Source organism: Salipiger bermudensis, assembly GCF_019801965.1.
GTDB classification, from domain to species: domain Bacteria; phylum Pseudomonadota; class Alphaproteobacteria; order Rhodobacterales; family Rhodobacteraceae; genus Salipiger; species Salipiger bermudensis_A.
The window spans coordinates 752,534-778,644 of the sequence record NZ_JAHVIA010000001.1; the positions used below are offsets into that span (position 1 = coordinate 752,534).

General features: G+C 66.8%; 25 protein-coding genes. 20 read left to right on the forward strand and 5 right to left on the reverse strand.

Going from position 1 to position 26,111, the window contains the following annotated elements; all coding sequences use genetic code 11:
- Positions 1-116: 116 nt before the first annotated feature.
- From lepB to KUV62_RS03675, 3 genes are read left to right on the forward strand one after another with little or no spacing between them, the layout of a single operon-like run.
- On the forward strand, positions 117-950 hold the full coding sequence (gene lepB / locus KUV62_RS03665; RefSeq protein ID WP_222602308.1) for a signal peptidase I: 834 nt from the start codon (positions 117-119) through the stop codon (positions 948-950).
- Complete coding sequence (gene rnc / locus KUV62_RS03670) at positions 947-1,630, forward strand: ribonuclease III (protein ID WP_222602309.1); 684 nt, start codon at positions 947-949, stop codon at positions 1,628-1,630. The genes lepB and rnc overlap by 4 nt, the downstream gene beginning before the upstream one ends.
- Positions 1,623-2,510 carry a DMT family transporter gene (locus tag KUV62_RS03675; protein ID WP_410000830.1) on the forward strand — a complete coding sequence of 296 codons (888 nt, stop codon included), beginning with the start codon at positions 1,623-1,625 and terminating at the stop codon, positions 2,508-2,510. Before rnc ends, KUV62_RS03675 begins: the two co-directional genes overlap by 8 nt.
- Here KUV62_RS03675 and KUV62_RS03680 read toward each other — a convergent pair whose 3' ends face one another.
- Positions 2,511-2,795 (reverse strand): hypothetical protein, encoded by a 285-nt coding sequence (locus KUV62_RS03680; protein WP_222602310.1) that lies wholly within the window; start codon positions 2,793-2,795, stop codon positions 2,511-2,513.
- A 139-nt stretch (positions 2,796-2,934) separates the two neighbouring features.
- Between KUV62_RS03680 and era the strand changes: the two genes are divergently transcribed.
- The 3 genes from era to KUV62_RS03695 all read left to right on the forward strand — a co-directional run bounded on the left by era (position 2,935) and on the right by KUV62_RS03695 (position 4,713).
- A complete protein-coding gene (gene era / locus KUV62_RS03685) occupies positions 2,935-3,840 on the forward strand; it encodes a GTPase Era (RefSeq protein WP_222602311.1) in 906 nt (301 codons plus the stop codon).
- A 4-nt stretch (positions 3,841-3,844) separates the two neighbouring features.
- On the forward strand, positions 3,845-4,177 hold the full coding sequence (locus tag KUV62_RS03690; RefSeq protein WP_222602312.1) for a DUF1491 family protein: 333 nt from the start codon (positions 3,845-3,847) through the stop codon (positions 4,175-4,177).
- 158 nt (positions 4,178-4,335) lie between these two features.
- The gene (locus tag KUV62_RS03695) at positions 4,336-4,713 is read left to right on the forward strand and encodes a GFA family protein (protein WP_222602313.1); all 378 of its coding nucleotides are present in this window, start codon (positions 4,336-4,338) and stop codon (positions 4,711-4,713) included.
- Here the strand turns inward: KUV62_RS03695 and KUV62_RS03700 are convergent.
- On the reverse strand, positions 4,710-5,306 hold the full coding sequence (locus KUV62_RS03700; RefSeq protein ID WP_222602314.1) for a Pr6Pr family membrane protein: 597 nt from the start codon (positions 5,304-5,306) through the stop codon (positions 4,710-4,712). The two genes, KUV62_RS03695 and KUV62_RS03700, sit on opposite strands and share 4 nt — an antisense overlap.
- 56 nt (positions 5,307-5,362) lie before the next feature.
- Here KUV62_RS03700 and recO point away from each other — a divergent pair, with 56 nt between their 5' ends.
- The 5 genes from recO (at position 5,363) to KUV62_RS03725 (ending at position 8,416) form a co-directional block, all read left to right on the forward strand.
- Positions 5,363-6,091, forward strand: a complete 729-nt coding sequence (gene recO, locus KUV62_RS03705; protein WP_222602315.1) for a DNA repair protein RecO — start codon at positions 5,363-5,365, stop codon at positions 6,089-6,091.
- 54 nt (positions 6,092-6,145) lie between these two features.
- On the forward strand, positions 6,146-6,811 hold the full coding sequence (gene pgsA, locus KUV62_RS03710; protein WP_222602316.1) for a CDP-diacylglycerol--glycerol-3-phosphate 3-phosphatidyltransferase: 666 nt from the start codon (positions 6,146-6,148) through the stop codon (positions 6,809-6,811).
- The gene (gene moaD, locus KUV62_RS03715; protein ID WP_207077052.1) at positions 6,808-7,056 is read left to right on the forward strand and encodes a molybdopterin converting factor subunit 1; all 249 of its coding nucleotides are present in this window, start codon (positions 6,808-6,810) and stop codon (positions 7,054-7,056) included. Before pgsA ends, moaD begins: the two co-directional genes overlap by 4 nt.
- A gap of 14 nt (positions 7,057-7,070) precedes the next feature.
- Complete coding sequence (locus KUV62_RS03720) at positions 7,071-7,541, forward strand: molybdenum cofactor biosynthesis protein MoaE (RefSeq protein ID WP_222602317.1); 471 nt, start codon at positions 7,071-7,073, stop codon at positions 7,539-7,541.
- A gap of 104 nt (positions 7,542-7,645) precedes the next feature.
- Positions 7,646-8,416 carry an FCD domain-containing protein gene (locus KUV62_RS03725; protein ID WP_222602318.1) on the forward strand — a complete coding sequence of 257 codons (771 nt, stop codon included), beginning with the start codon at positions 7,646-7,648 and terminating at the stop codon, positions 8,414-8,416.
- 319 nt (positions 8,417-8,735) lie between these two features.
- Here KUV62_RS03725 and KUV62_RS03730 read toward each other — a convergent pair whose 3' ends face one another.
- The gene (locus tag KUV62_RS03730; RefSeq protein WP_222602319.1) at positions 8,736-10,073 is read right to left on the reverse strand and encodes an ammonium transporter; all 1,338 of its coding nucleotides are present in this window, start codon (positions 10,071-10,073) and stop codon (positions 8,736-8,738) included.
- Positions 10,074-10,112: 39 nt separating this feature from the next.
- Positions 10,113-10,451, reverse strand: coding sequence for a P-II family nitrogen regulator (locus KUV62_RS03735; protein WP_007794645.1), 339 nt, complete (start codon positions 10,449-10,451; stop codon positions 10,113-10,115).
- Positions 10,452-10,707: 256 nt separating this feature from the next.
- On the opposite strand from KUV62_RS03735, the gene KUV62_RS03740 reads away from it, so the two are divergent.
- The 4 genes from KUV62_RS03740 to rlmH all read left to right on the forward strand — a co-directional run bounded on the left by KUV62_RS03740 (position 10,708) and on the right by rlmH (position 16,398).
- Positions 10,708-12,882 (forward strand): transglycosylase domain-containing protein, encoded by a 2,175-nt coding sequence (locus KUV62_RS03740; protein WP_222602320.1) that lies wholly within the window; start codon positions 10,708-10,710, stop codon positions 12,880-12,882.
- A 118-nt stretch (positions 12,883-13,000) separates the two neighbouring features.
- Positions 13,001-15,334, forward strand: a complete 2,334-nt coding sequence (locus KUV62_RS03745; protein ID WP_222602321.1) for an aldehyde dehydrogenase family protein — start codon at positions 13,001-13,003, stop codon at positions 15,332-15,334.
- Positions 15,335-15,545: 211 nt separating this feature from the next.
- Positions 15,546-15,917: a ribosome silencing factor gene (rsfS, locus tag KUV62_RS03750; protein WP_222602322.1), complete on the forward strand. Its 372-nt coding sequence runs from the start codon at positions 15,546-15,548 to the stop codon at positions 15,915-15,917.
- A gap of 10 nt (positions 15,918-15,927) precedes the next feature.
- On the forward strand, positions 15,928-16,398 hold the full coding sequence (gene rlmH, locus KUV62_RS03755; RefSeq protein ID WP_222602323.1) for a 23S rRNA (pseudouridine(1915)-N(3))-methyltransferase RlmH: 471 nt from the start codon (positions 15,928-15,930) through the stop codon (positions 16,396-16,398).
- A 266-nt stretch (positions 16,399-16,664) separates the two neighbouring features.
- Here rlmH and KUV62_RS03760 read toward each other — a convergent pair whose 3' ends face one another.
- On the reverse strand, positions 16,665-17,468 hold the full coding sequence (locus tag KUV62_RS03760) for an undecaprenyl-diphosphate phosphatase (RefSeq protein ID WP_222602324.1): 804 nt from the start codon (positions 17,466-17,468) through the stop codon (positions 16,665-16,667).
- Positions 17,469-17,694: 226 nt separating this feature from the next.
- Between KUV62_RS03760 and KUV62_RS03765 the strand changes: the two genes are divergently transcribed.
- The 5 genes from KUV62_RS03765 to mtgA all read left to right on the forward strand — a co-directional run bounded on the left by KUV62_RS03765 (position 17,695) and on the right by mtgA (position 25,810).
- A complete protein-coding gene (locus KUV62_RS03765; protein ID WP_222602325.1) occupies positions 17,695-19,131 on the forward strand; it encodes an NAD(P)-dependent oxidoreductase in 1,437 nt (478 codons plus the stop codon).
- A gap of 80 nt (positions 19,132-19,211) precedes the next feature.
- Positions 19,212-19,649, forward strand: coding sequence for a GFA family protein (locus KUV62_RS03770; RefSeq protein ID WP_315901558.1), 438 nt, complete (start codon positions 19,212-19,214; stop codon positions 19,647-19,649).
- Positions 19,646-20,197 (forward strand): Spy/CpxP family protein refolding chaperone, encoded by a 552-nt coding sequence (locus KUV62_RS03775; protein WP_222602326.1) that lies wholly within the window; start codon positions 19,646-19,648, stop codon positions 20,195-20,197. The genes KUV62_RS03770 and KUV62_RS03775 overlap by 4 nt, the downstream gene beginning before the upstream one ends.
- 16 nt (positions 20,198-20,213) lie before the next feature.
- On the forward strand, positions 20,214-24,755 hold the full coding sequence (gltB, locus tag KUV62_RS03780) for a glutamate synthase large subunit (protein ID WP_222602327.1): 4,542 nt from the start codon (positions 20,214-20,216) through the stop codon (positions 24,753-24,755).
- Positions 24,756-25,051: 296 nt separating this feature from the next.
- Positions 25,052-25,810 (forward strand): monofunctional biosynthetic peptidoglycan transglycosylase, encoded by a 759-nt coding sequence (gene mtgA / locus KUV62_RS03785; protein WP_222602328.1) that lies wholly within the window; start codon positions 25,052-25,054, stop codon positions 25,808-25,810.
- The last annotated feature ends 301 nt before the right edge of the window (positions 25,811-26,111 follow it).

The window sequence follows — 26,111 nt, forward strand, 5'->3', positions numbered from 1 at the left end:
CCCCGCCTGCCCTCACGTTTGCAGGGCGCGGCGCCGCAGCCCCCGGACGGCTGCCTTGACACTCCACCGCCCGCCGCCCATGAAGCCGGGGTCACACGGCATGAAAGGCACGGGTCATGGCGAAAGAGAAAGAAACCGGCGGCTTCCTCGAGACCGTCAAGACGATCGTCTACGCCCTTCTGATCGCGGGCGTGTTCCGGACCCTGTTCTTTCAGCCCTTCTGGATCCCCTCCGGCTCTATGAAGGACACGCTGCTGATCGGCGACTTCCTCTTCGTCAACAAGATGAGCTACGGCTATTCCTACGCCTCCTGCCCGTCGATCCGCCTGCCCGTGGTCGGGCTCGACATCGACGCCCAAGACATCTGCGGCTGGCTCGGCGATGACAACGGCCGTATCTTCGGCTCCGAGCCCGAGCGAGGCGACATCGCCGTTTTCCGTCACCCCGTCACCGGGCGCGACTTCATCAAGCGCGTGATCGGCATGCCGGGCGACCGGGTGCAGGTCACCAACGGGCTGCTCTACATCAACGACGAGCCGGTGCAGGTCGAGCGCAACGGCACCTTCTCCGAGACCGCCGAGCCGCAGGGCCCGCAGCAGCTGCGGCCGCGCTGCGAGAACGGCCCGGTGGGCACCGGCGGCGTCTGCGAGAAATCGCGTTGGACCGAGACCCTGCCCAACGGCAAGTCGCATGACATCCTCAACATCGCGATGCAGGGCTCGGACAACACCCGCGTTTACACCGTCCCCGAAGGCCATTACTTCATGATGGGCGACAACCGCGACAATTCCTCCGACAGCCGCGTGCCCAGCGCCGCCGGCGGCGTCGGCTTCGTGCCGTTCGAGAACCTGATCGGCAAGGCCAACCGCGTCGTCTTCTCGTCCTCCGGCCGGTCTATGCTGTTCTTCTGGACCTGGCGCGGCGACCGCTTCTTCCACAAGCTGCAATGAAGCGGTCTGCCGAGATCATCGCGCTCGAAGAGCGTCTCGGCCACCGCTTCGACCGGCCCGAGCTGCTGCGCCGTGCGCTGACGCATTCCTCGATGTCGGCCCCGGGCCGCGAAGACAACCAGCGGCTCGAGTTCCTCGGCGACCGGGTGCTCGGCCTGGTCATGGCCGAGGCGCTTCTGGCCGATGACCGCGCCGCCTCAGAGGGCCAGCTCGCCCCCCGCTTCAACGCGCTGGTGCGCAAGGAAACCTGCGCAGACGTGGCGCGCGAGATCGATCTCGGCGCCGCGCTGAAGCTCGGCCGCTCCGAGATGATGTCCGGTGGGCGCCGCAAGATGGCGCTGTTGGGCGATGCGATGGAGGCGGTGATCGCGGCGGTCTATCTCGACGCGGGCTTCGATGCCGCCAAGGAGCTGGTGCGCCGGCTTTGGGGCGAGCGGGTCTCGCGCGTCGACGAGGATGCGCGCGACGCCAAGACCTCGCTGCAGGAATGGGCGCAGGCGCGCGGCATGCAGCCCCCCGCCTATGTCGAGGTCGGGCGCTCCGGCCCGGATCACGCCCCGGTCTTCACCATCGAGGCGCGGCTGGCCTCCGGCGAGACTGCGCAGGCCACCGCCGGCGCCAAGCGCAAGGCCGAGCAGGAAGCCGCCGCGGCGCTGCTCGCCAAGGTGACGGGTGGCTGAGCGCGACGCCTCGGGCAATATGCTGGGCGCGCTGTTCATGTGCGCCGCCATGACGCTTTTCGCCATCGAGGACGCGCTCTTCAAGTCGGTGACCCCGGCGCTGCCGCCCGGCGAGGCGACGCTTATCTTCGGTCTCACCGGCACCTCGATCTATGTCTTGCTGACCCTGCGCGCCCGCGAGCCGGTGCTGCACCCGGCCATCCTGCGCCCGAGCCTGATGATCCGCACGTTCTTCGAGATCGTGGGCCGGCTCTTCTTCGCCCTGTCGCTGGCCTACACGCCGCTCGCCGTGACCTCGTCGATCCTGCAGGCAGCGCCCTTGGTGGTCACCGCAGGTGCTGCGCTGCTGCTGGGAGAAAAGGTCGGCCCGCGGCGCTGGATCGCCATGGCAGTGGGCTTCATGGGGGTGCTGATGATCCTGCGCCCGACGCCCGACGCCTTCCGCCCCGACGCGCTGCTGGCCGTTGCCGGCATGATCGGCTTCGCGATGCGCGATCTCTACACCCGCGCCAGCCCGCCTGCGGTCTCGACCAACCAGCTCGGCGTGCTGGGCTTTGCGGTGATTATCGTGGCGGGCCTCATCATGCTGCCCTTCGACCCCGCCCCACCGCGCCTACCCACCGGCACGGAGCTCGGGCGCCTGCTGCTGACCGGCGTGGTCGGCGTCACCGCCTACACGGCGCTGACCCGAGCGATGAGGGTGGGCGAGGTCTCGGTGGTGGCGCCGTTCCGCTACTCGCGGCTGCTGGTGGCGCTGACCTTCGCCTTCCTGTTCTTCGGCGAACGCCCGGATCTCTGGACCCTCGCCGGCGGGCTGCTGATCGTGGTCAGCGGGGTCTACACGCTCCTGCGCAGCGGCAAGCCCCGCCGCGCGGCCTGATCAGAGCTTCTCGCAGCTGACCTCGATGGCGGCATCGCGCCGCGTGCCGCCAAGCGACTCCTGCGCCAGCGCGATGGCCTGCGCGTTCTTCGCCTTCCAGCGCTTCGCCTGGCTCTGGCACTCGCCGAGGGAGACGCCCTGCTCGCTGCCCTTGAGCGGCGAGTCGCGGTAGCTGCCATCGCCCTGCAGGGCGTGGATCGTCGGGACGTAGAGGGTCTCGGCGCTTGCCACCGTGGCCAGCCCCATCGTCATCAGGGCCAAAGCTGCCGCCTGCACCTGTCGCATCGAAATCTCCTTGCGAGTCGCTCTGAAACGAGCCCTGCGGGATATAGGGCAGAGTGTCTTCCCTTACAGCACAGCGATCTATGGCTCTTTGGTCAAAAAACGATTATGTGATGCGGATCATTCCCCAACGGACCAGCCAATGACCACACGCGCCGGATTTGTCGCCCTGATCGGAGAGCCCAACGCGGGCAAGTCCACCCTCACCAACCGTATGGTGGGGGCCAAGGTGAGCATCGTGACCCACAAGGTGCAGACCACCCGCGCCCGCATCCGCGGCGTCGCGATGGAGGGTGACAGCCAGCTTGTCTTTGTCGACACGCCGGGTCTGTTCAAGCCGCGCCGCCGGCTCGACCGAGCGATGGTCGCCGCTGCGTGGGGCGGGGCGGCAGATGCCGACATCATCGTCCTGCTGGTCGAGGCCCATCGCGGCATCACCGAGGGCGTTGAGCGCATCCTTGAGGGGCTGGCCGATCTGCCCAAGGGTCGCACCGTGGCGCTGGCGATCAACAAGATCGACCGCGTCGAGGCCAAGGTGCTGCTCAAGCTGACCGAGGATCTCAACGAGCGCTACGCCTTCGCCAAGACCTTCATGATCTCCGCCGAGAAGGGCCACGGCGTGAAGGATCTGCGGCAATGGCTGGCGGGCGAACTGCCCGAGAGCCCGTGGCTCTATCCCGAGGACCAGATCGCCGATCTACCGATGCGGATGATCGCCGCCGAGATGACGCGCGAGAAGCTGACTCTGCGCCTGCATCAGGAGCTGCCCTACCAGCTCACCGTCGAGACCGAAAACTGGGAAGAGCGCCCCGACGGCTCGGCCCGGATCGACCAGATGATCTACGTCATGCGCGACGGCCACAAGGGCATCGTGCTGGGCCGAAAGGGCGAGACGGTGAAGGCCATCGGTCAGGCGGCCCGCGCCGAGCTCGAAGAGTTTCTCGGCCGCAAGGTGCACCTCTTCCTGCAGGTGAAGGTGCGCGAGAACTGGCTCGAGGAAGCCGAGCGCTATTCCGAGATGGGACTCGATTTCAAGGACGGCAACTGACCCCGTGGCCCGTCTGACCACGCGGTTCTGGGTCGACGCCTATCTCGCACGGCTGTCGTTCCAGAACATCCCCGCCTACGTCACCGCCCATGGCGACGACCATGCCGGCGCTGTGCTGGTCAAGCTCGCGACGCTCGACGGCAAGGCGCAGGCCTTCACCCGCGGCTTCGACCTGATGACCGGCGCCCGGCAATGGACCGAGCTCGCCTCGGGCGACGAGCGCGAGGTCGATGCCAGCATCGCCAAGCAGCGCAGCTTCGATCCCGATCTCTGGGTAATCGAGGTGGAGGATCGCGCGGGCCGTCACCTGCTCGATGAGGACGGCCTCTCGGACTGAAGCCCGGTCAGCCCTCCGACCGGATTGCCGGTGTCAGGATCGCCCTACGCCACTCGCGCTCCATGCCCACGAGCGGGCCGTGATTGTCTCTGGCGGCCTGCGCGCATCACGGCGAGGATGGGTGCCAAGGATGGCGCGACATCATTGGAGGCGAGAGGATGAGTGAAACGCAAGCAGGCTGTCTCTGCGGCGCGGTGCGCGTCAAGGCGACGGGCGCGCCCGAGCGGGTCGGCATCTGCCATTGCCTCGATTGCCGCAAGCACCACGGCGCCGCGTTCTTCGCCGCCGCGATCTTCCCGGCCTCCGCGGTCTCCGTAAGCGGCAGCCCGGCCAGCTATCGGGGGCGGCATTTCTGCGCGCGATGCGGCAGCTCGGTATTCTCGCGCAGCGGCGACGAGGTGGAGCTGCATCTGGGCGCGCTCGACACGCCCGGCGCATTCACGCCCGACTACGAGCTCTGGACCTGCCGGCGCGAACCGTGGCTGCCGCCGTTTCCCGGGCTGGCCTCCTTCCCGCGCGACCGCGACGAGGATTAACGCAGCAGCCGGGCGATCCCCACCTGCAGCCCCCCGGCGCCGGCGAAGCTCACGCACAGCAGCGCCGACCAGCGCAGCACGCCGTCCCAGCCGATCCGGGTCGGATCGACGAAGAAATAGGGATAGGCGCCGTCGACCTGCCCGCGCAGCAGCGCGTAGACCACGTAGACCAACGGCCAGAGCAGCCAGCTCGCCGCGCTCGTCAGCGTCAGACCGTGCTTCGGCGCGCAGGTCAGCCAGAACAGCACCGTCAGGACCGGCGCCACCAAGTGCACCAGCCGGTCCGCCAGCGCGTCGAGCCCCGAGAGCTGGTTGGCCAGCAGCGCGTAGTAGACCACGCCGACGATGGCGATCCACAGCGTCAGCCCGCCGAGCCACAGCGCCCCCGCCATCCGCCTGCGCAGCGCCATCCAGGTGAAGCTCACGGCGACAAGCGCATTGGTGAGGATGGTGAAGTAGCGCGCGAGGTTCCAGATCGTCTGCGACGGCGCGAGCGCCGGGCTCTCGAGTGACGCGGTGACGAATTGCAGCACCAGCCCCGCGATGGACACCAGGGCGATGAGCGTTGCGAAGAGATGCGCGCGACGGGTCATGGGCTTCCCTTTGACGCAACTTGCCGATCCCGGCAAGGCGAAGGATAGTCGCCCACATGGACTGGCGCGACACTGGCATTCTTCTCTCGGCCCGCAGGCATGGCGAGACCTCGGCGATTCTCGAGGTCTTCACCGCCGAGCATGGCCGCCACATGGGCGTGCTGCGCGGCGGCACCTCGCGCAAGATCGCGCCCTCGCTTCAGCCCGGCGCCCAGCTCGACCTGACCTGGCGCGCGCGGCTCGAGGATCACATGGGCGCCTGGACCGTCGAGCCGCAGCGCTCGCGCGCCGCCAGCGCGATGTCGGACCGGCTGGCGCTGGCGGGGCTCAACGCGGTGGTGGCGCTGCTGTCGTTCTGCCTGCCCGAGCGCGAGGCACACCCGGCGCTCTATGCCCGGACCGAGCAGTTGCTCGACCTGCTGGGCGAGCCCGACCTCTGGCCGCTGGCCTACATGCGCTGGGAGATGGCGCTGCTCGACGAGATGGGCTTCGGCCTCGATCTTTCCGCCTGCGCGGTGACCGGCACCAACGAGCCGCTCGACTATGTCTCGCCGCGCACCGGCCGCGCGGTGTCGGCCTTCGGCGCCGGCGACTGGGTGGCGCGGCTCTTGCCGCTGCCGCCGGTGATGCTTGGCCGCGGCACCGCGCCCGACGCCGAGATCCTCGACGCGCTGCGCACCACCGGGCATTTCCTCGAAAATCGGCTGGCCCCGGCGCTCGGCGACCGGCCGCTGCCGGCGGCGCGCGGCCTGTTCCTCGACCGGCTGGCGCGACAATCAGGCTGAACTGTCGCGCGCGGCTCCCTTTCCTCGCCCGGAAAAGGGCGCTACGTATCGTCCATGCGCTGGACCCTGCCCAACACCCTCACCGCCCTCCGCCTGCTCGCCGCTCCCGGCGTGGCGGTGATGTTCCTGTATTTCTCCCGTCCGCTGGCGGATTGGTTCGCGCTGCTGCTGTTCATCAGCGCCGCCGTAACCGACTGGTTCGACGGTTATATCGCGCGGACATGGAGCCTCGAATCGAAGCTCGGCGCGATGCTCGACCCGATTGCCGACAAGGCGATGGTGGTGATCGCGCTGATGGTCATCGTGGGCTATTCCTCGATGTCGCCCTGGCTGGTGCTGCCGGCGACCTTCATCCTCTTCCGCGAGGTCTTTGTCAGCGGACTGCGCGAGTTCCTCGGCGACACCGCCGGCACACTGAAGGTCACCAAGCTGGCGAAGTGGAAGACCACCTTCCAGATGGTCGCCATCGCTGTGCTGTTCGCGCAGGGCGTGTTCGAGCACTACCTCGCGGTCAGCGTCGAGGGCGTGCCGCCGGAGCAGGTCAGCGCCATCCTCAGCCGCGAGGCCGAGGACATCCACGGTCTGGCCTGGAAGGAGCAGGGCATGCTCTGGGCAGGCTATCTCGGCCTGACGCTGCTATGGATCGCCGCCTCGCTGACGCTGATCACCGGCTGGGATTACTTCGTGAAGGCCTGGCCGCACCTGAAGGACGACACATGATCGACGTGCTATATTTCGCCTGGGTGCGCGAGCGCATCGGGCTGCCCAAGGAGAAGATCGAGACCTCGGCCGCCACCGTGGCGGCGCTGGTCGAGGAGCTGAAGGCGCGCGAAGAGCGCTACGAGGCGGCCTTTGCCGATCTTTCGGCGCTGCGCGTCGCGGTCGACCAGGAGCTCACGGATTTCGACGCGCCGCTCGCCGGTGCCCGCGAGGTGGCCTTCTTCCCGCCGATGACCGGCGGCTGAGGGAGGGCCGGGCGATGTCGGATCAGGGCGGGCTTCGGAGCGGGCTTCGCGTCGTGGTGCAGGAGGCGCCGTTCGATTTCGGCGCCGAGGCCGAGCGCTTTGCCGCCGGGCGCACCGATCTTGGCGCGGTGGTGACCTTCACCGGCGTGGTGCGCGACGTGGCCGGCGGGCTCGAGGGCATGGAGATCGAGCACTACCCCGGTATGACCGAGAAGGCGCTGACCGAGATCGCCAGCGAGGCGCAGGCGCGCTGGTCGCTGGGCGAGGTGCTGGTCATCCACCGCTACGGCAAGATGGCGGCGGGCGACCGCATCATGATGGTCGCCACCGCCTCGGCGCATCGCCAGCACGCCTTCGAGGCGGCGGAATACCTGATGGACTACCTCAAATCCCGCGCCCCTTTCTGGAAGAAGGAAAGCGCCGGCGGCGACCAATCCTGGGTCGCGGCCAAGGACGAGGACGAGGCCGCGCTCGACCGCTGGTAGGCGAAAGCGCCGCGACCTTCGTCCCGGATCGCGCCGCTTGCCTTGCGTCGGATGTTCGCCCGGTCATATGATCTGACCAATTCACGCAAGATCGGATCCCTCTCATGCCCTTCCGCCCCGTGCATTCAGAGAAGCTCGCCGCCGCGGTGGTGCGCCAGATCGAGGAACTGATCCTGCGCGGCATCCTGCGCCCCGGCGAGCGGTTGCCGGCAGAGAGGGAACTGTCGGAGCGGCTGGGCGTGTCGCGCCCGTCGCTGCGCGAGGCGGTGGCCGATCTGCAGGCTCGCGGCCTGCTGAGCTCGCGGGCCGGGGCGGGGATCTTCGTCACCGAGGCGCTTGGTTCGGCCTTCTCCGACACGCTGGTGCAGCTCTTCGCCCGCCATGACGAGGCGGTGTTTGACTACCTGAGCTTCCGCCGCGACATGGAAGGGCTGGCCGCCGAGCGTGCCGCCCTGCAGGGCACCGAGACCGATCTCAAGGTGATCGACGCGCTGTTTGCCCAGATGGAAGCGGCGCATCAGAAGCGAAACCCGTCCGACGAGGCGCGGCTGGATGCGGATTTCCACCTCGCCATCATCGAGGCCAGCCACAACGTCATGATGCTGCACATGATGCGCTCGATGTACCAGTTGCTGCGCGAGGGGGTGTTCTACAACCGCTCCGTCATGTTCAAGCAGCGCACCACCCGCGAGGCGCTGCTCGACCAGCACCGTGCCATCAACGTGGCGCTGCAGGCGCGCGATGCCGAGGCCGCCCGCGCCGCCGTCGAGGCGCATCTGAGCTATGTCGAGGATGCGCTGGCCGCCGACCGTCAGGCCGAGCGCGACGAAGACATCGCCCGCCAGCGCTTCGAGCGGGTCCGCACCAAGGGCTGAGCCCGGCGCCCGGCCTCTGGCCCCAAATCCCGAGCCTCGTCCCTTGCCCGATGAAGAGGCATGATCCGGCGTCCCGCAGGCTGCAGGCGCGACCTTTGCGTTGCCAAGACCCCGAGGCCCTCCCCTCGCCTGAACAAGAGGCAGGACCCGGCGTGTCGATAAGCGCAGGCGCGGCGCCACCCCGATCTCCCGATCATCCGCTTCGGCCCGCATCCGGGCTGCGCTCGCTTCACCGCCCTCCGCCGACCATCAGGCAACAAAAAACCCGGGCGCGAACGCCCGGGCAGTTGGTCACGAAAGGCTGATAGGAAGGAGGAGATCAGCCTTTGGAGAATTCCGGGTAGGCCTCCATGCCCAGCTCGCCCATGTCGAGGCCCGCAACTTCTTCCTCTTCCGAGACACGGATGCCCATGACCAGCTTGAGGATGAACCACACGACCGCGGAGGTGACGACGGTGAAGATGCCGACCACAACGATGCCGTAGAGCTGCGTGCCGAGCGAGGCGTCACCGTTGGTGAATACCACGGCGATGGTGCCCCAGATGCCGCAGATCAGGTGGACCGGGATCGCGCCGACGACGTCGTCGATCTTCATCTTGTCGATCGCCGGGATGGCGAAGACCACGATGATACCGCCGATGGCACCGATGATGGTGGCTGCGCCCAGCGACGGGGTCAGCGGCTCTGCGGTGATCGAGACGAGGCCTGCGAGGGCGCCGTTCAGGACCATGGTGAGGTCGGGCTTCTTGAACATCACCTGGCTGACGATCAGCGCGGCGATGGCGCCACCGGCAGCGGCAGTGTTGGTGTTGGCGAAGATGCGCGACACGTCTGCGACGTCACCCACGGTGCCCATTGCGAGCTGCGATGCGCCGTTGAAGCCGAACCAGCCGAGCCACAGGATGAACGTGCCGAGGGTGGCGAGGGTCAGGTTGGAGCCCGGGATCGGGATCACGGTGCCGTCTTTGAACTTGCCGATACGCGGGCCGAGGATGATGGCACCGGTCAGAGCGGCCCAGCCACCCACGGAGTGCACAACGGTCGAGCCGGCGAAGTCGAGGAAGCCTGCTGCGTCGAGGAAACCGCCGCCCCACTTCCAGGAAGCCTGCAGCGGGTAGATGATCGAGGTCAGCACGATCACGAAGATCAGGAACGGCCACAGCTTGATGCGCTCGGCCAGGGTGCCCGAGACGATCGACGCGGTGGTGGCGCAGAACATCAGCTGGAAGAAGAAGTCCGAGCCGGTCGAGGCGTAGGAGTAATCATCCGCGCCTTCTGCGGTCACGCCGACGACTTCAAGAACCGCGGGGCCCCAGACGCCGGAGATGATGCCCTCGGAGGCCCAGGTGCCGAGCGGGTACATCAGGTTGTAGCCGATCAGGTAGTAGAAGATCGCGGCAAGCGAGAACAGCGCGACGTTCTTCATGCACTGCATGGCGACGTTCTTGGAGCGGACCAGGCCGGCTTCCAGCATGGCAAAGCCTGCGGCCATCCACATCACCAGGAAACCACCGATGAGGAAGAGCAGCGAGTTGAAGATGAAGACGGTGTCGGTCGAGGCGTTGACGCCCGGAGCGGGGCCCTCGTCCTGTGCCAGGCCCAGGGTGGGCAGCGCGATCAGCGCGGCAGCCGGGGCGAGAGTCTTGAGAAGTTTCATGTTCCGTTGTCCCTTGTAATCTTTGCGAACGAACCGCGATCAGATCGCGTCAGCGTCGGTTTCGCCGGTGCGGACCCGCACTGCCTGCGCCACGTCCAGCACGAAGATCTTGCCGTCGCCGATCTTGCCGGTCTGCGCCGTCTTGGTGATCGTTTCGACAACCTGGTCGGCCATGGAGGCGGCAACCACGATCTCCAGCTTGATCTTCGGCACGAAGTTCACAGCATATTCTGCGCCGCGGTAGATTTCGGTGTGGCCGGACTGAGAGCCGAAGCCCTTGATTTCCGTCACCATCATGCCGCGCACGCCGATACCGGTGAGCGCCTCGCGCACCTCCTCGAGCTTGAACGGCTTGATCGTCGCAATGATCAGTTTCACCTTGGTCCCTTTCAGTTTTGCAGACAGGTGCCTGCGGTATGCATGGGCAGAAAGCCGCCCGATGCCCCGCATTGGAAGAAAGCGCCCTTGTAACGCCCAACGGACTCCCCATTGGCGCACAAGAAAAGTGCGCAATTTGCCTGTTTGCATATTTTTAATGCACATCAAAAAGTCATTAATCAGGCGGTTTCGCGGTCTACATCGCGCGGCAAAGCCGTTATCCTGCCGCAAAAGAGCAGCATCCCAGGCAAGCGACATGAGTGATTCAGGCCGGGGCAAGGGCCGGCTGGTGGCGGAGCGACGCTACCAGGAGAAGGCCGGCCAAACGCCCAAGAAATCCAAGCCGAAGAAGACCAACCGCAAGGCGCCGCGGCGCAAGCCCGTGCGCAAGCGCAACCCCATTGCCGCGTTCTTCATCGGCATCTTCCGCTGGGTCTTTGGCCTGATCTGGAAGATCACCTGGCGCATCACCGCGGTGGTCGCCCTGCTTCTCACCATCGGCGTGGGCTATTTCTATGCCCAGCTGCCCCCGGTCGAAGAGCTGCTCGACGGCCGCGCCCGCGGCTCGGTCACCCTGATGGACCGCAACGGCCAGATCTTCGCCTGGCGCGGTGACCAGTTCGGCGGCGCGGTGACCGCCGACAGCGTCAGCCCGCATCTCAAGAACGCCGTCATCGCCACCGAGGACAAGCGCTTCTACCGCCATTTCGGCATCTCGCCGCGCGGCATCGCCAGCGCCGTGCGCATCAACATGTCGGAAGGGCGCGGCCCGCTCTCCGGCCACGGCGGCTCGACGATCACCCAGCAGACCGCCAAGCTGCTCTGCCTCGGCGTGCCCTTCGACGCCAAGGAATGGGAGAACGAGGGCGAATACATCTCCGACTGCCGCCGCACCACCCTGGCCCGCAAGGGCCGCGAGGCGCTCTACGCCATGGCCATGGAGGCCAAGTATACCAAGAACGAGATCCTCTCGATCTATCTCAACCGCGCCTACATGGGCGGCGGCGCCTACGGGGCCGAGGCCGCGGCGCAGCGCTATTTCAGCAAGCACGCGGGCGAGCTCAACGCGCAGGAATCTGCGATGATCGCCGGGCTGCTGACCGCGCCCTCCTCGCTCTCGCCCACCAACGACATCGACCGCGCCCAGGCCCGCGCCGCCACCGTGCTGCGCCTGATGAACGAGCAGGGCTTCCTCAGCGCCGAGCAGACCCAGCGCGCGCAGGCCAACCCGGCGCAGCTCTCGGAAGAGGCGCAGCGCCGGCTCGGCGGCTATTTCGCCGACTGGGTGATGTCGACCGGGCCGGAGTTCTTCACCCGCGACACCACCGAGGACGTGGTGATCGCGACGACGCTCGATCCCAAGCTGCAGCGCGCCGCCGAGGAGGCGATGAACGCGGTCTATTCCGAGAAGGTCACCAAGCCGGGCTCGGTGGTGCAGGCGGCGATCGTGGTGATGTCGGCCGACGGCGCGGTGCGCGCCATGGTCGGCGGCAAGAAGACCGGCGTCACCGGCGTGTTCAACCGCGCCACCCAGGCCAAGCGCCAGACCGGTTCCTCCTTCAAGCCGTTCATCTACGCCACCGCGCTCGAGCTCGGCTACTCGCCCTACGACACCGTGATCGACGAACCGTTCTGCATGAACATCCCCGGCTCCGGCCAGTGGTGCCCCGAGAACTACAGCCGCAACTACAAGGGCACGGTGACGCTCACCGATGCGCTGAAGCAGTCGCTCAACATCCCGGCAATTAAGATCTCCGAGAGCGTCGGCCGCGATCTGGTGCACAAGGTGGCCAACGAGTTCGGCATCAAGTCCGAGCTCAACGACACCCCCGCCATGGCCCTCGGCACCTCCGAGGCGTCGCTGCTCGAAATGACCGGCGCCTATTCCGGCTTCCTCAACGGCGGCTCGGCGGTTGTCCCCTACGGGCTCAAGGAGCTGCGCCTGAAGGGCGAGGACGAGGTCCTGATGGGCACCGGCGGCGGCATCCGCGAACGGGTGATCCAGCCCGAGGCCGCGGGCCAACTCACCTGGATGATGGAGAAGGTCATCACCGAGGGCACCGGACGGCGTGCGCTGCTGCCCGATGGCCGCCCCGCGGCGGGCAAGACCGGCACCTCCAACGATGCCCGCGATGCCTGGTTCATCGGATTCACCGCCGACTACGTCGTCGGCGTCTGGATGGGCAACGATGACAACTCCCCGCTCAGCGGCGTCACCGGCGGCGGCCTTCCCGCCGACATCTGGCGCGAGACGATGGTGCGGGTGAATGACGGGCTGCCGATCAAGCCGCTGCCGGCCATCGCGCCCGAAGGCCCCTCGCCGCAGATCGTCGAGGAGCAGCGGCAACAGCAGCAGGCCCCGACCCAGCAGCGCCGCCAGCGCGACAGCTTCATCCAGCAGGTTCTGCGCGACCTTCTCGGCGGCGGCTGACTGACGCCACGGCGCGCCGCGCGGGGAGCGGGATTTTCCTTTCCCTCGCGCGGCGGACACGGTCTAACACTGGCCATATCCCTTTGAGGCCAGATCCGTTCGAGGAAGGAGCCCCGGCATGAGCGTGAAAGAGATCTTCGAGAGCATGGAATACGGTCCCGCCCCCGAAAGCGCCGTCGAGGCGCTCAACTGGCTCGTCGATCAGGGCGACCGCTTCGGCCAGTTCATCGATGGTGCCTTCACCGCCCCCGGCGAGACCTTCGAGAGCTGCAACCCGGCCACCGGCGAGGTGCTGGCAAGCCTGACGCAGGCCAGCCAGGCCGATGTCGAAGCCGCCGTCTCTGCTGCCCGCGCGGCGCAAGGCAAATGGGAGCGGCTCGGCGGCCCGGGCCGCGCCCGTCACCTCTACGCCATCGCGCGCCTCGTGCAGAAGCACGCTAGGCTCTTCGCGGTGCTCGAGACGCTCGACAACGGCAAGCCGATCCGCGAGAGCCGCGACATCGACATCCCGCTCGTCGCCCGCTACTTCTATCACCACGCTGGCCATGCCCAGCTGATGGAGAGCGAAATGCCGGGCCGCGAGGCGCTCGGCGTCTGCGGCCAGATCATCCCGTGGAACTTCCCGCTGCTGATGCTGGCCTGGAAAGTCGCCCCGGCGCTCGCGATGGGCAACACCGTGGTGCTGAAGCCCGCCGAATGGACCTCGCTCACCGCGCTGCTCTTTGCCGATATCTGCCGTCAGGCGGGGCTGCCGAAGGGCGTCGTCAACATCGTCACCGGCGATGGCGCCGTGGGCGAGATGATCGTGGCCTCCGAGGTCGACAAGATCGCCTTCACCGGCTCCACCGAAGTGGGCCGAAAGATCCGCGAAGCCACCGCCGGCAGCGGCAAGGCGCTGACCCTCGAGCTGGGGGGCAAGTCGCCCTACATCGTCTTCGAGGACGCCGATCTCGACAGCGCCGTCGAGGGGCTGGTGGATGCGATCTGGTTCAACGGCGGGCAGGTCTGCTGCGCCGGCTCGCGCCTGCTGGTGCAGGAGGGCATCGCCGAGCGCTTCCACGCCAAGCTCAAGGCGCGGATGGAGAAGCTGCGCATCGGCAACCCGCTCGACAAGTGCATCGACGTGGGCGCCATCGTCGACCCCGTCCAGCGCGACCGCATCGCCGCGATGGTCTCGGGCAGTGACGGCGAGATCTTCCAGCCGGGCGCCTGCCCCGAGGGCTGCTACTACCCGCCGACGCTGATTTCCGGCCTGTCGCCGGCATCGAAGCTAATGCAGGACGAGATCTTCGGCCCGGTGCTGGTCTCGGCCACCTTCCGCACCCCCTCCGAGGCGGTGCAGATGGCCGACAACACGCGCTACGGCCTCGCCGCCAGCGTCTGGTCCGAGAACATCAACACAGCGCTCGACATCGCACCCAAGCTCGCCGCCGGCGTGGTCTGGGTCAACGGCTCCAACATGTTCGACGCCGCCGCCCCCTTCGGCGGGCTGCGCGAGAGCGGCTTTGGCCGCGAGGGCGGCCCGGAGGGCCTGCAGGCCTACACCCGCGAGACCCGCAAGCCCAAGGCGCTCAAGCCCATCGCGCCGTTCCACGGCGACGAGGCCGAGCCGCAGCCGGTCGACCGCACCGCCAAGCTCTATATCGGCGGCAAGCAGGCGCGCCCCGATGGCGGCTATGCCCGCGCGGTCAACGACAAGCGCGGCAAGCTCATCGGCCAGGCGCCGCTGGCCAACCGCAAGGACATCCGCAACGCCGTCGAGGCGGCGCGCGGGGCGGCGGCGTGGTCCTCGGCCAGCGCCCACAATCGCGCGCAGGTGATCTACTATATCGGCGAGAACCTCTCGGCCCGCGCCGAGGAGTTTGCCGCCACCATCGACCGCATGACCGGCGCCCGCACCGGCGCGAAAGAGGTCGAGAAATCGGTCGAGCGGCTCTTCACCTACGCCGCCTGGGCCGACAAGTTCGACGGCCGCATCGCCAACGTGCCGCTGCGCGGCGCGGCGCTGGCCATGCGCGCGCCCTGCGGCGTGATCGGCGGCTTCTGCCCCGACGCCTTCCCTCTGCTCGGGCTCGTATCGCTGATGGCCCCGGCCATCGCGATGGGCAACCGGGCGATTCTCGTGGCCTCCGAGCCCTTCCCGCTCGCTGCCACGGAATTCTACCAGGTGCTCGAGACCTCCGATGTGCCCGGCGGCGTGGTCAACATCCTCACCGGCAGCCATGCGGAGCTGGCGCCGACCATGGCAAGCCACATGGATATCGAGGCGGTCTGGAGCTTCTCGGGCAGCGATCTCTCGACCGAGATCGAGCGCGGCGCGGCCGGCAACCTCAAGCGCTCTTGGGTGAATTACGCCCAGGACCGCGACTGGATGGGCGCCGACGGCGAGGGCCACGCCTTCCTCGAGGCCGCCACCGAGGTCAAGACCGTGTGGATCCCATGGGGCGCATAACGGCGCGCGACGCGCCTATGATGCGGGGTTGAAGCGCCGCGGCGCCGGCGTTAAGCGGTGCGCTGCCCTGCGATCATTGAGATTTTGCGACTCCGATGTTATCTTATAGGCACGCCCGGCGCCGGGGTGGCTTTCGGCGCTTGCAACCAAGGAGGACAATGTCCTGTCACTTTCTGCGAATGCGGCCGGTGCCGCAGAGCCGGGGGCACCGATGAACGGCCTGCCCCAATCCGAGGTCACGAGCGATCAGATTCTCGCCCGCATCCTCGAAAGCCTCGATGACAACAAGGCGGAAGACGTCGTGCAGATCGACCTGCGCGGCAAGACCTCCGTGTGCGATCACATGGTGATCTGCTCGGGCCGGTCCTCGCGCCAGGTTGTCTCGATCGCCGAGAAGCTCGTCGAGGATCTCAAGCATGATCTTGGCGTGCTGCCGAAAATCGAAGGTCAGGACACCGGCGACTGGGTTCTGGTCGACACGGGCGATGTCATCGTCCACGTCTTCCGCCCCGAGGTCCGCGAGTTCTACCAGCTTGAAAAGATGTGGATGCCGCTCGGCAAGACCGCGCAGACCGTGACCTGAACACGGTCTCATGCGGGTGCATCTTTGCGTCGTCGGGCGCCTTCGGGCCGGACCCGAGCGCGATCTTGTTGACGATTACCTGAAGAGATTCGACCGCACCGGTCGCGCGCTCGGGCTTGGCCCGGTGCGCGTGGTGGAGGTCGACGACCGCAAGGGCGGCGGCATGGCCGCCGAGGCGGATCTGCTGCGCCGCGCCCTGCCCTCCGGCGCGCGGCTCTGCATCCTCGACGAACGCGGCAAGCTGATGAGCTCGCCCGATTTCGCCGACACGCTGGGCCGCTGGCGCGACACCGGCACCCAAGACCTCGCCTTCGTCATCGGCGGCGCCGACGGCATCGACCCATCGCTGCGCGCCGAGGCCGACATGGCGCTGTCCTTCGGGCAGATGGTCTGGCCGCACATGCTCGTGCGGGTGATGATCGCGGAGCAGCTCTACCGCGCCGCCTCGATCCTTGCCGGAAGCCCCTATCATCGCGTGTAACCGCCCAGGCCGATTCACCTAGGCGGGAATTCGCGTGTGCAGCATTCCCCAACGGCGGGATTCCGCTAGCGGTATTTCAGCACCATTGCCAAGGCCGAGCCGCTTGAATTAGCAGGATTCCGAAGCGTGTGCTCGCTGCCTGAAAACGCGCGCATGCGTCGGCACCCCTGTCCCCAGCGGTCAATTCCCGTCCGCGAGTCGGCGCATCTCAAGGCCCCGGAGTTCCCCAAACTCCGGGGCCACCTTCTTTCCCGGAAAGAGACTGCTCAGCTATAGGCGTAGATCAGCAGACCGGCGCCGAGGATGACACGATATATCACGTAGGGCGTGAAGCTCACCGAGTGCAGCAGGCGCATCATCAGCGTCAGCGCCGCCAGCGCCGCGCCGAAGGCGAAGACCGCGCCGATGAGCCCGTCGATGGCGACGCTGGCATCGGCCTCCGAGGCGACCTCGAGACCCAACAGCGCGCCAGAGGCGAGGATGGTCGGGATCGACATCAGCATCGCGATCTTGGCGGCATCGTGCCGGTTGTAACCGAGGAAGCGGCCGCCGGTGATGCAGATGCCCGAGCGCGAGGTGCCCGGGATCAGCGCCACCGCCTGCCAGAGCCCCATCTTCAGCGCATCCATCGGCCCCCAATCCTGCTCCTCCTTGTGCACCGGCCCGCGCTGGTCGGCCCAGTAGAGCACGATGCCGAAGCCGAGCATCGTCCAGCCGATGACGGCGACCGAGCGCAGCGCCTCGTCGAGCCCGGTGATCTTCATCAACAGCCCCGCGATGATCACCGGGATCGTGGCGATGATCAGCCCGAAGGCCAGCCGCGCCCCCGGCGTCTCGCGCCGTCCGCGGAGCAGGTCGACCGTGCCCAGCGCCGCGACACGCACGTCGCGCCAGAAATACAGCACCACGGCGGCCAGCGTGCCGACATGCACGGCGACGTCGATCGCCTGCCCCTGGTCAGCCATGCCGGTCAGATTCGGCAGAAGAATCAGGTGACCTGAGGAGGAAATGGGCAGAAACTCGGTAATGCCCTGGATCAGGGCCAGCAGGATGAGCTGCAGCATTGGCATGGGCAGGAACCTCCGGCTAGCCTCACATCGTTTCTATAACGCCCTTGTTTCAAGGGGAAAAGCGGCAAATAGGTCCGGCTTGTTACCCAGTTTTCATCATAGAATGCTGTGGATCGAGTCGTGCACGCAAAATAAAGCGAATATATGTCAGTCTTTCTGACTTTTCTTTCATTCCAGCTTTCAGTATTGAAGCCCGACCCAAGGACTTGTTCGGAGACCCAGGAACATGGCGAAGCAGCCGATGCTCAAATTCGTGAAGATCGAGCGGGACATGCCCGAGAAACGCGAGGCAGATGTCCGGAACAAGGACTTCGATGAAATCTATGCCGAGTTCGCCGACGCCAAGGCGACCGAGCAGGCGAGCCGTTGCTCGCAATGCGGCGTGCCCTATTGCCAGTCGCACTGCCCACTGCACAACAACATCCCCGACTGGCTGCGCCTAACCGCGACCGGCCGCCTCGAGGAGGCCTACGAGGTCAGCCAGGCGACCAACACCTTCCCCGAGATCTGCGGCCGCATCTGCCCGCAGGACCGTCTCTGCGAAGGCAACTGCGTCATCGAGCAGTCGGGCCACGGCACCGTGACCATTGGCTCGGTCGAGAAATACATCACCGACACCGCGTGGGAGAACGGCTGGGTCAAGCCCGCCGCCCCGGCGCAGGAGCGCAAGGAGAGCGTCGGCATCATCGGTGCCGGCCCCGGCGGCCTCGCCGCCGCCGACATGCTGCGCCGCGCCGGCGTTCAGGTGACGGTCTACGACCGCTACGACCGTGGCGGCGGCCTGCTGACCTACGGCATCCCGGGCTTCAAGCTCGAGAAGGAAATCGTCATGCGCCGCATGAAGCAGCTCGAGGATGGCGGCGTCCGCTTCGTGATGAACTGCACCGTGGGCGAGGACATGTCCTTCGAGGACATCCGCGAGCAGCATGACGCGGTGATCATCGCCACCGGCGTCTACAAGTCGCGCGACCTGCGCGGCCCCGGCGCCGGCGCCAAGGGCATCGTCAAGGCGATCGATTATCTCACCGCCTCGAACCGCACCGCCAATTTCGGCGACAGCGTGCCGGAATACGAGAGCGGCGAGCTCAACGCCAAGGGCAAGAAGGTCGTTGTGATCGGCGGCGGCGACACCGCGATGGACTGCGTCCGCACCGCGATCCGCCAGGGCGCCGAAAGCGTGAAGTGTCTCTACCGCCGCGACCGCGCCAACATGCCCGGCTCGCAGCGCGAGACCCAGAACGCCGAGGAAGAGGGCGTGCAGTTCGAGTGGCTGACCGCGCCCAAAGGCTTCATGGGAGATCCGGTGAGCGGCGTTCTGGTGCAGAAGATGCGCCTCGGCCTGCCCGACGCGTCCGGCCGCCAGTCGCCCGAGCTGATCGAGGGCTCCGACTATGAAGAGCCCGCCGATCTGGTGATCAAGGCACTCGGCTTCGAGCCTGAAGAGTTGCCGACGCTGTGGGGCGCGCCCGAGCTGGAAGTGACCCGCTGGGGCACCGTCAAGGCCGAGTTTACCTCGGGCCGCACCGCCCTGCCCGGCGTCTATGCCGTGGGCGACATCGTGCGCGGCGCCAGCCTCGTGGTCTGGGCGATCCGCGACGGCCGCGATTGCGCCGAGCACGTGCTGCAGGACTTCAACAAGACCGCCGCCGTCGCGGCAGAGTGATCCCGGGCGCGCGCCGTCGTGGCGCGCCCCGCAAGCCGGCGCGTCGGATGGACCGACATGCCATGCCAGAGGACAAGGTGATGACCGGACGGACAGGCGGATGCATGTGTGGCGCGGTGCGCTTCACGGCGAAGTCGCTAGGCGGCTTCGGCGTGTGCCATTGCGAGCAGTGCCGCCGCTGGGCCGGCTCGGCGCTGTTCGCCGTCACCGTGCCGGTCGCCGACATGGCGATCGAGGATGCGTCCGGCATCCGCGCCTTCCGCTCCTCCGACTGGGCCAGCCGTGAATTCTGCGGCACCTGCGGCTCGGTGCTCTGGTATCGCCACGACAAGGGCGTCGACGGTGCCGGCGATTACGAGATCACCATCGGCCTGCTCGACGATGCCGACGGGCTGGTGCTCGAGCGCGAGATCTTCTCCGACCAGAAGCCCGATTGCTGGGCGCTGCAGGGCGACCACGCGCGCATGACCCGCGCCGAGACGCTGACCAAGTACGGCGTGCAGGTGGACGGCGCATGATCCGCGCCCTGCCCCCTCTCGCGCTCGTCGCGCTGCTGGCCGCGCCCGCCGCGGCCGAGATCCAGCCCTATGCCGGGCAGGACTCGCGCGACATCGCATCGCTGAGCGAGGACGACATCGCCGCGATCCTCGCGGGCGAAGGCTGGGGATTGGCAAAGCCCGCCGAGCTCAACGGCTACCCCGGCCCGGTCCACGTGCTGGAGCTGGCCGCGGAGCTGGAGCTGACAGACGAACAGACCGCCTCGGTGCAGGCGATCTTTGAAGACATGAAGCGTGCGGCGATGAGCGCCGGCGCCGAATACGTCGCCAGCGAAGAGCATCTGACAAAGATGTTCCGCGCCGGCCACACCGAGCCCGATATGCTCGCCGCCCTGCTGCAAAGCTCGGCCGGGGCGCTATCGCGGCTGCGAGAGGTGCACCTTGCGGCGCATCTCGCGGTGACGCCGCTGCTGAGCGACGACCAGAAAGAGACTTACGCGCGTCTGCGCGGATATGGCGGCGGGACCGGGGGGCACGAAGGTGCCGGCCACGATCACCCGCAGCATTGATCAAGGAGGCTTGACCATGACCACTTACGACCAGAACTGGGCCGCCGCCGAGGAAGCCAAGCGCAAATGGATGGAAGAGAACGCCATGTTCCGCGAGGAGCATGAGCATTCGTCCTGCGGCGTGGGCCTCGTGGTGTCCATCGACGGCAAGCCGTCGCGCAAGGTTGTTGAGGCAGGCATCACCGCGCTGAAGGCGATCTGGCACCGCGGCGCCGTCGACGCCGACGGCAAGACCGGCGATGGCGCCGGCATCCACGTGCAGATCCCCGTCGCGTTCTTCTACGACCAGATCGACCGCACCGGCCACGCGCCGCGCAAGGGCGAGCTGATGGCCGTGGGCCAGGTCTTCCTGCCGCGCACCAATTTCGGGTCGCAGGAAACCTGCCGGACCATCGTCGAGACCGAGGTCCTGCGCATGGGCCACTACATCTACGGCTGGCGCCACGTTCCGGTGAACGTGGACTGCCTCGGCGAGAAGGCCAACGCGACGCGCCCCGAGATCGAGCAGATCCTGATCTCGAACGCCAAGGGCGTCGACGAGGAGACCTTCGAGCGCGAGCTCTATGTCATCCGCCGCCGTATCGAGAAGGCCGCCGCCGCGGCCGGCATCAACGAGCTCTACATTGCCTCGCTGTCCTGCCGCTCGATCATCTACAAGGGCATGATGCTTGCCGAGCAGGTGGCGGATTTCTATCCCGACCTGCAGGACGAGCGCTTCGAGTCCGCCTTCGCGATCTACCACCAGCGCTATTCCACCAACACCTTCCCGCAGTGGTGGCTGGCCCAGCCCTTCCGCATGCTCGCCCATAACGGCGAGATCAACACACTGAAGGGCAACACCAACTGGATGAAGAGCCACGAGATCCGCATGGCCTCGTCGACCTTTGGTGACATGGCCGAGGACATCAAGCCGATCATCGCCAGCGGTGCATCGGACTCCGCCGCCCTCGACGCGGTGTTCGAGGTGCTGGTCCGCGCCGGGCGCAACGCCCCGATGGCCAAGACCATGCTGATCCCGGAATCGTGGTCCAAGCAGGCGGTCGAGCTGCCGCAGGCGTGGCGCGACATGTATTCCTACGTCAACTCGGTGATGGAGCCGTGGGACGGCCCCGCCGCCCTGGCGATGACCGATGGCCGCTGGGTCTGCGGCGGTCTCGACCGCAACGGCCTGCGCCCGATGCGCTACGTGGTGACCGGCGATGACCTGCTGATCGCGGGCTCCGAGGCGGGCATGGTTCCCGTCGACGAGGGCACCGTCCGCGAGAAGGGCGCGCTTGGCCCGGGCCAGCTCATCGCCGTCGACATGGAAGAGGGCAAGCTCTACCACGACACCCAGATCAAGGACCGCCTGGCGGCTTCGCAGCCCTTCGGCGAATGGGTCGGCAAGATCACTGATCTCGACGAGCCGCTCTCCAAGGTCACCGAGAAGCCGGTCTTCACCGGCGCCGAGCTTCGCAAGCGCCAGATCGCCGCGGGCTACTCGATCGAGGAGCTCGAGCAGATCCTGTCGCCGATGGCCGAGGACGGCAAGGAAGCGCTGGCCTCGATGGGCGACGACACGCCCTCTGCCGTGCTTTCCAAGAAGTACCGCCCGCTGAGCCATTTCTTCCGCCAGAACTTCAGCCAGGTCACCAACCCGCCGATCGACTCCTTGCGCGAATTCCGCGTCATGAGCCTCAAGACGCGGTTCGGCAACCTCAAGAACGTGCTCGATGAATCCTCGGCCCAGACCGAGATCCTCGTGCTCGAGAGCCCGTTTGTCGGCAATGCCCAGTTCGAGGCGCTGAAAGAGCACTTCAACGCCGGCATGATCGAGATCGACTGTACCTTCCCCGCCGATGGCGGCGAGGGCGCGCTGCGCGAGGCGCTGGCTCGGATCCGCAACGAAGCCGAGGACGCGGTGCGTTCGGGCGGCGGGCACCTCGTGCTCACCGACCAGCACCAGTCCGAGGACAAGGTTGCGATGCCGATGATCCTCGCCACCTCTGCGGTGCATTCGTGGCTGACCAAGAAGGGCCTGCGCACCTTCTGCTCGCTGGGCGTCCGCTCGGCCGAGTGCATCGACCCGCATTACTTCGCCGTCCTCGTGGGCTGCGGCGCGACCATCGTGAACCCCTACCTCGCCGAGGACAGCCTGGCCGACCGCATTGACCGCGGCCTGCTCGACGGCTCGCTGACCGAGAACGTCGCGCGCTTCCGCGAGGCCATCGACCAGGGTCTGCTCAAGATCATGGCCAAGATGGGCATCTCGGTGATCTCGTCCTATCGCGGCGGTCTCAACTTCGAGGCCGTGGGCCTGTCGCGCGCCATGTGCGCCGAGTATTTCCCCGGCATGCTGAGCCGGATCTCGGGCATCGGCGTGCATGGCATCCAGACCAAGGCCGAGGAAATCCACGAGCTCGCCTTCCGCGGCGGCCGCGACGTGCTGCCCATCGGCGGCTTCTACAAGGCGCGCAAGTCGGGCGAGACCCATGCCTGGGGGGCGCAGACCATGCACCTCATGCAGGCCGCCTGCAACAAGGCCTCCTACGAGCTGTGGAAGACCTATTCCAAGGCGATGCGGGCCAACCCGCCGATCCACCTGCGCGACCTGCTCGACGTGAAGCCGCTCGGCAAGGCGATCCCGATCGAGGAAGTCGAGAGCATCACCTCGATCCGCAAGCGCTTCGTTACCCCGGGCATGTCGCTGGGCGCGCTGTCGCCCGAGGCGCACAAGACCCTCAACGTCGCGATGAACCGCATCGGCGCCAAGTCGGATTCCGGTGAAGGCGGCGAGGATCCGGCACACTTCGTGCCCGAGCCCAACGGCGACAACCCGTCGGCCAAGATCAAGCAGGTGGCCTCGGGCCGCTTCGGCGTCACCGCCGAGTACCTGAACCATTGCGAAGAGCTCGAGATCAAGGTCGCTCAGGGCGCCAAGCCCGGCGAGGGCGGCCAGCTTCCGGGCATGAAGGTCACCGACCTGATCGCGCGTCTGCGTCACTCGACCAAGGGCGTGACGCTGATCTCGCCGCCGCCGCACCACGACATCTACTCGATCGAAGACCTCGCGCAGCTGATCTACGACCTCAAGCAGATCAACCCGCGCTGCAAGGTGACGGTGAAGCTGGTGGCTTCCTCGGGCGTCGGCACCATTGCCGCCGGTGTTGCGAAGGCCAAGGCCGACGTGATCCTGATCTCGGGCCACAATGGCGGCACCGGCGCGTCGCCGGCGACCTCGATCAAGTATGCCGGTCTGCCGTGGGAGATGGGCCTCACCGAGGCGCACCAGGTCCTGGCGATGAACAAGCTGCGTGACCGCGTCACGCTGCGCACCGATGGCGGCCTTCGCACCGGCCGTGACATCGTCATGGCCGCGATGATGGGCGCCGAGGAGTTCGGCATCGGCACCGCCGCGCTGATCGCCATGGGCTGCATCATGGTCCGCCAGTGCCAGTCGAACACGTGCCCGGTGGGCGTCTGCACCCAGGACGAGGAGCTGCGTGGCAAGTTCACCGGCAATGCCGACAAGGTGGTCAACCTGATCACCTTCTACGCCACCGAGGTGCGCGAGATCCTCGCCTCCATCGGCGCACGCAGCCTGAACGACGTGATCGGCCGGGCCGACCTGCTGCGCCAGGTCTCGCGCGGCGCCGAGCATCTCGACGATCTCGACCTCAACCCGCTGCTGATCCGCGTCGATGGCGCCGACGACATCGTCTACGACCGCTATAAGGACCGCAACGCCGTGCCGGATACGCTCGATGCCGAGATCGTCCGCGACGGTCACCGCTTCCTCGAGGATGGCGAGAAGATGCAGCTCTCCTACGCGGTGCAGAACACCCACCGCACGGTGGGCACCCGGACCTCGTCGCACATCGTGTCGAAGTTCGGCATGCGCAACGCGCTGCAGCCCGATCACCTGCACGTCAAGCTGACCGGCTCCGCCGGCCAGTCGCTGGGCGCCTTCGCGGCACCGGGCCTCAAGATCGAGGTCTCGGGCGATGCCAACGACTATGTCGGCAAGGGCCTGTCGGGCGGTCTGATCGTGGTGCGTCCGCCGATGATGTCGCCGCTCAAGGCGGAAGAGAACACCATCATCGGCAACACCGTGCTCTACGGTGCCACCGACGGCCACCTCTTCGCCGCCGGCCGCGCCGGCGAGCGCTTCGCGGTGCGCAACTCGGGCGCCAAGGTGGTGGTCGAGGGCTGCGGCTCCAACGGCTGCGAATACATGACCGGCGGTGTCGCGGTCATTCTCGGCCCGATCGGCGCCAACTTCGGTGCCGGCATGACCGGCGGCATGGCCTATCTCTACGATCCCGAGGGCAAGGCGCAGGACATGATGAACATGGAAAGCCTCGTCACCTGCCCGGTCACCCAGGAACACTGGGAAGCCGAGCTCAAGGATCTGATCGAGCGCCACGTCGCCGAGACCAAGAGCCGCAAGGCGCAGGACATCCTGCAGCACTGGGAGCTCGAGAAGGGCAACTTCCTGCAGGTCTGCCCCAAGGAGATGCTCAACAAGATCGCCCACCCGCTGGGAATCGAGGACAGCGTCGCGGTGCCGGCCGAGTAAGCCGATCCGCCACGGAAACAAAAAGCGCCCGGGGTTTCCCGGGCGCTTTCGTGTTTTCAAGGTGTTAACAAAATCGCTGCCCCGCAGCGGCCTCATTCTCCCCCCAGTCGTGTCGCAATGCCGTGGGATAACAGATCCTGTTCCGGGTCTTCCGGAGCACAGCGTGGTGTACGGGTACGAGTGACAGGACCGACTTTGCCGCACAGAGGCGGTCTGGGTCCGGTACGTTCGGGCGTGCCGGGCCCTTTTTGCGAACGATACTTCCCCGAAAGGAATCTCGCGTGTAGACCAAGGGCATGGCGCGAGCAGCAAAGACAAGCAAATCAAAGAAGACCGGCGAGTCAGCCCCGCGAAAGACGGCGGGGGTGGTCGACACGCTGCTGGCCCCGGTGCGCTGGCTGATGCGCAACGCGGTGCGGGCACTGATCCTCCTGATTCTTCTGGTCATCGGCCTTGTGGCGCTCTACCGCATCGTCGATCCGCCGATCACCTACACCATGTGGTCCGAGGGCCGGCGGCTGGGCCAGCCGGTCGACCGCGAATGGGTCGATGCGGAACAGATCGCGCCGGTGATGCTGCGCTCGGTCGTGGCGGCGGAAGACGCCAATTTCTGCACCCACTGGGGTTTTGACATGCGCGCGATCCGCGATGCCATCGAGGAAGGTGGCAACCGCGGCGCCTCGACGATCTCGCAGCAGACCGTCAAGAACGTCTATCTCTGGCAGGGGCGAAGCTGGCCGCGCAAGGCGCTCGAGGCGATGATCACGCCGGTGGCCGAGGCGCTCTGGCCCAAGCGCCGCATCCTCGAGATCTATCTCAACGTGGCCGAGTTCGACGAGGGCGTGTTCGGCGTCGAGGCCGCGGCACAGACCTATTTCGGAGTCGGACCAGAGGCGCTCAGCGCCACGCAGGCGGCGCGGCTGGCGGCGATTCTGCCCGATCCCAAGGGCCGCTCGGCCTCGAACCCCTCGAGCTTCGTCCAACGCCGTGCGGCCCAGATCCGTGACGGCGCCGCCACCATCCTGCGGGACGGGCGCGACGATTGCTTCGAATAGAAAGTCCGCCCGGAATTTGACCCACAGGCGGAAACATTTTAATTCCAGAATCAATCCAATATGTGATATGAATTTTTCAAGACACACCCCAAAGGCGTAAAAAGAAACCTGAGTTTCATTTGGAGAGTACTCCTCTCAAAGCCACAGCCCGGAACACCCCTCCTTCAAAAGGGAACCGGCGCCAGATGGGGATATCTGACGCCGGCCCTTGCTGAAACAAAATACTATAAGCGCCACTCACTAACGCCATTAAAAGAACTTTTTACAAATATTGCCGATCCAGGGAACGCTACGACGGGAA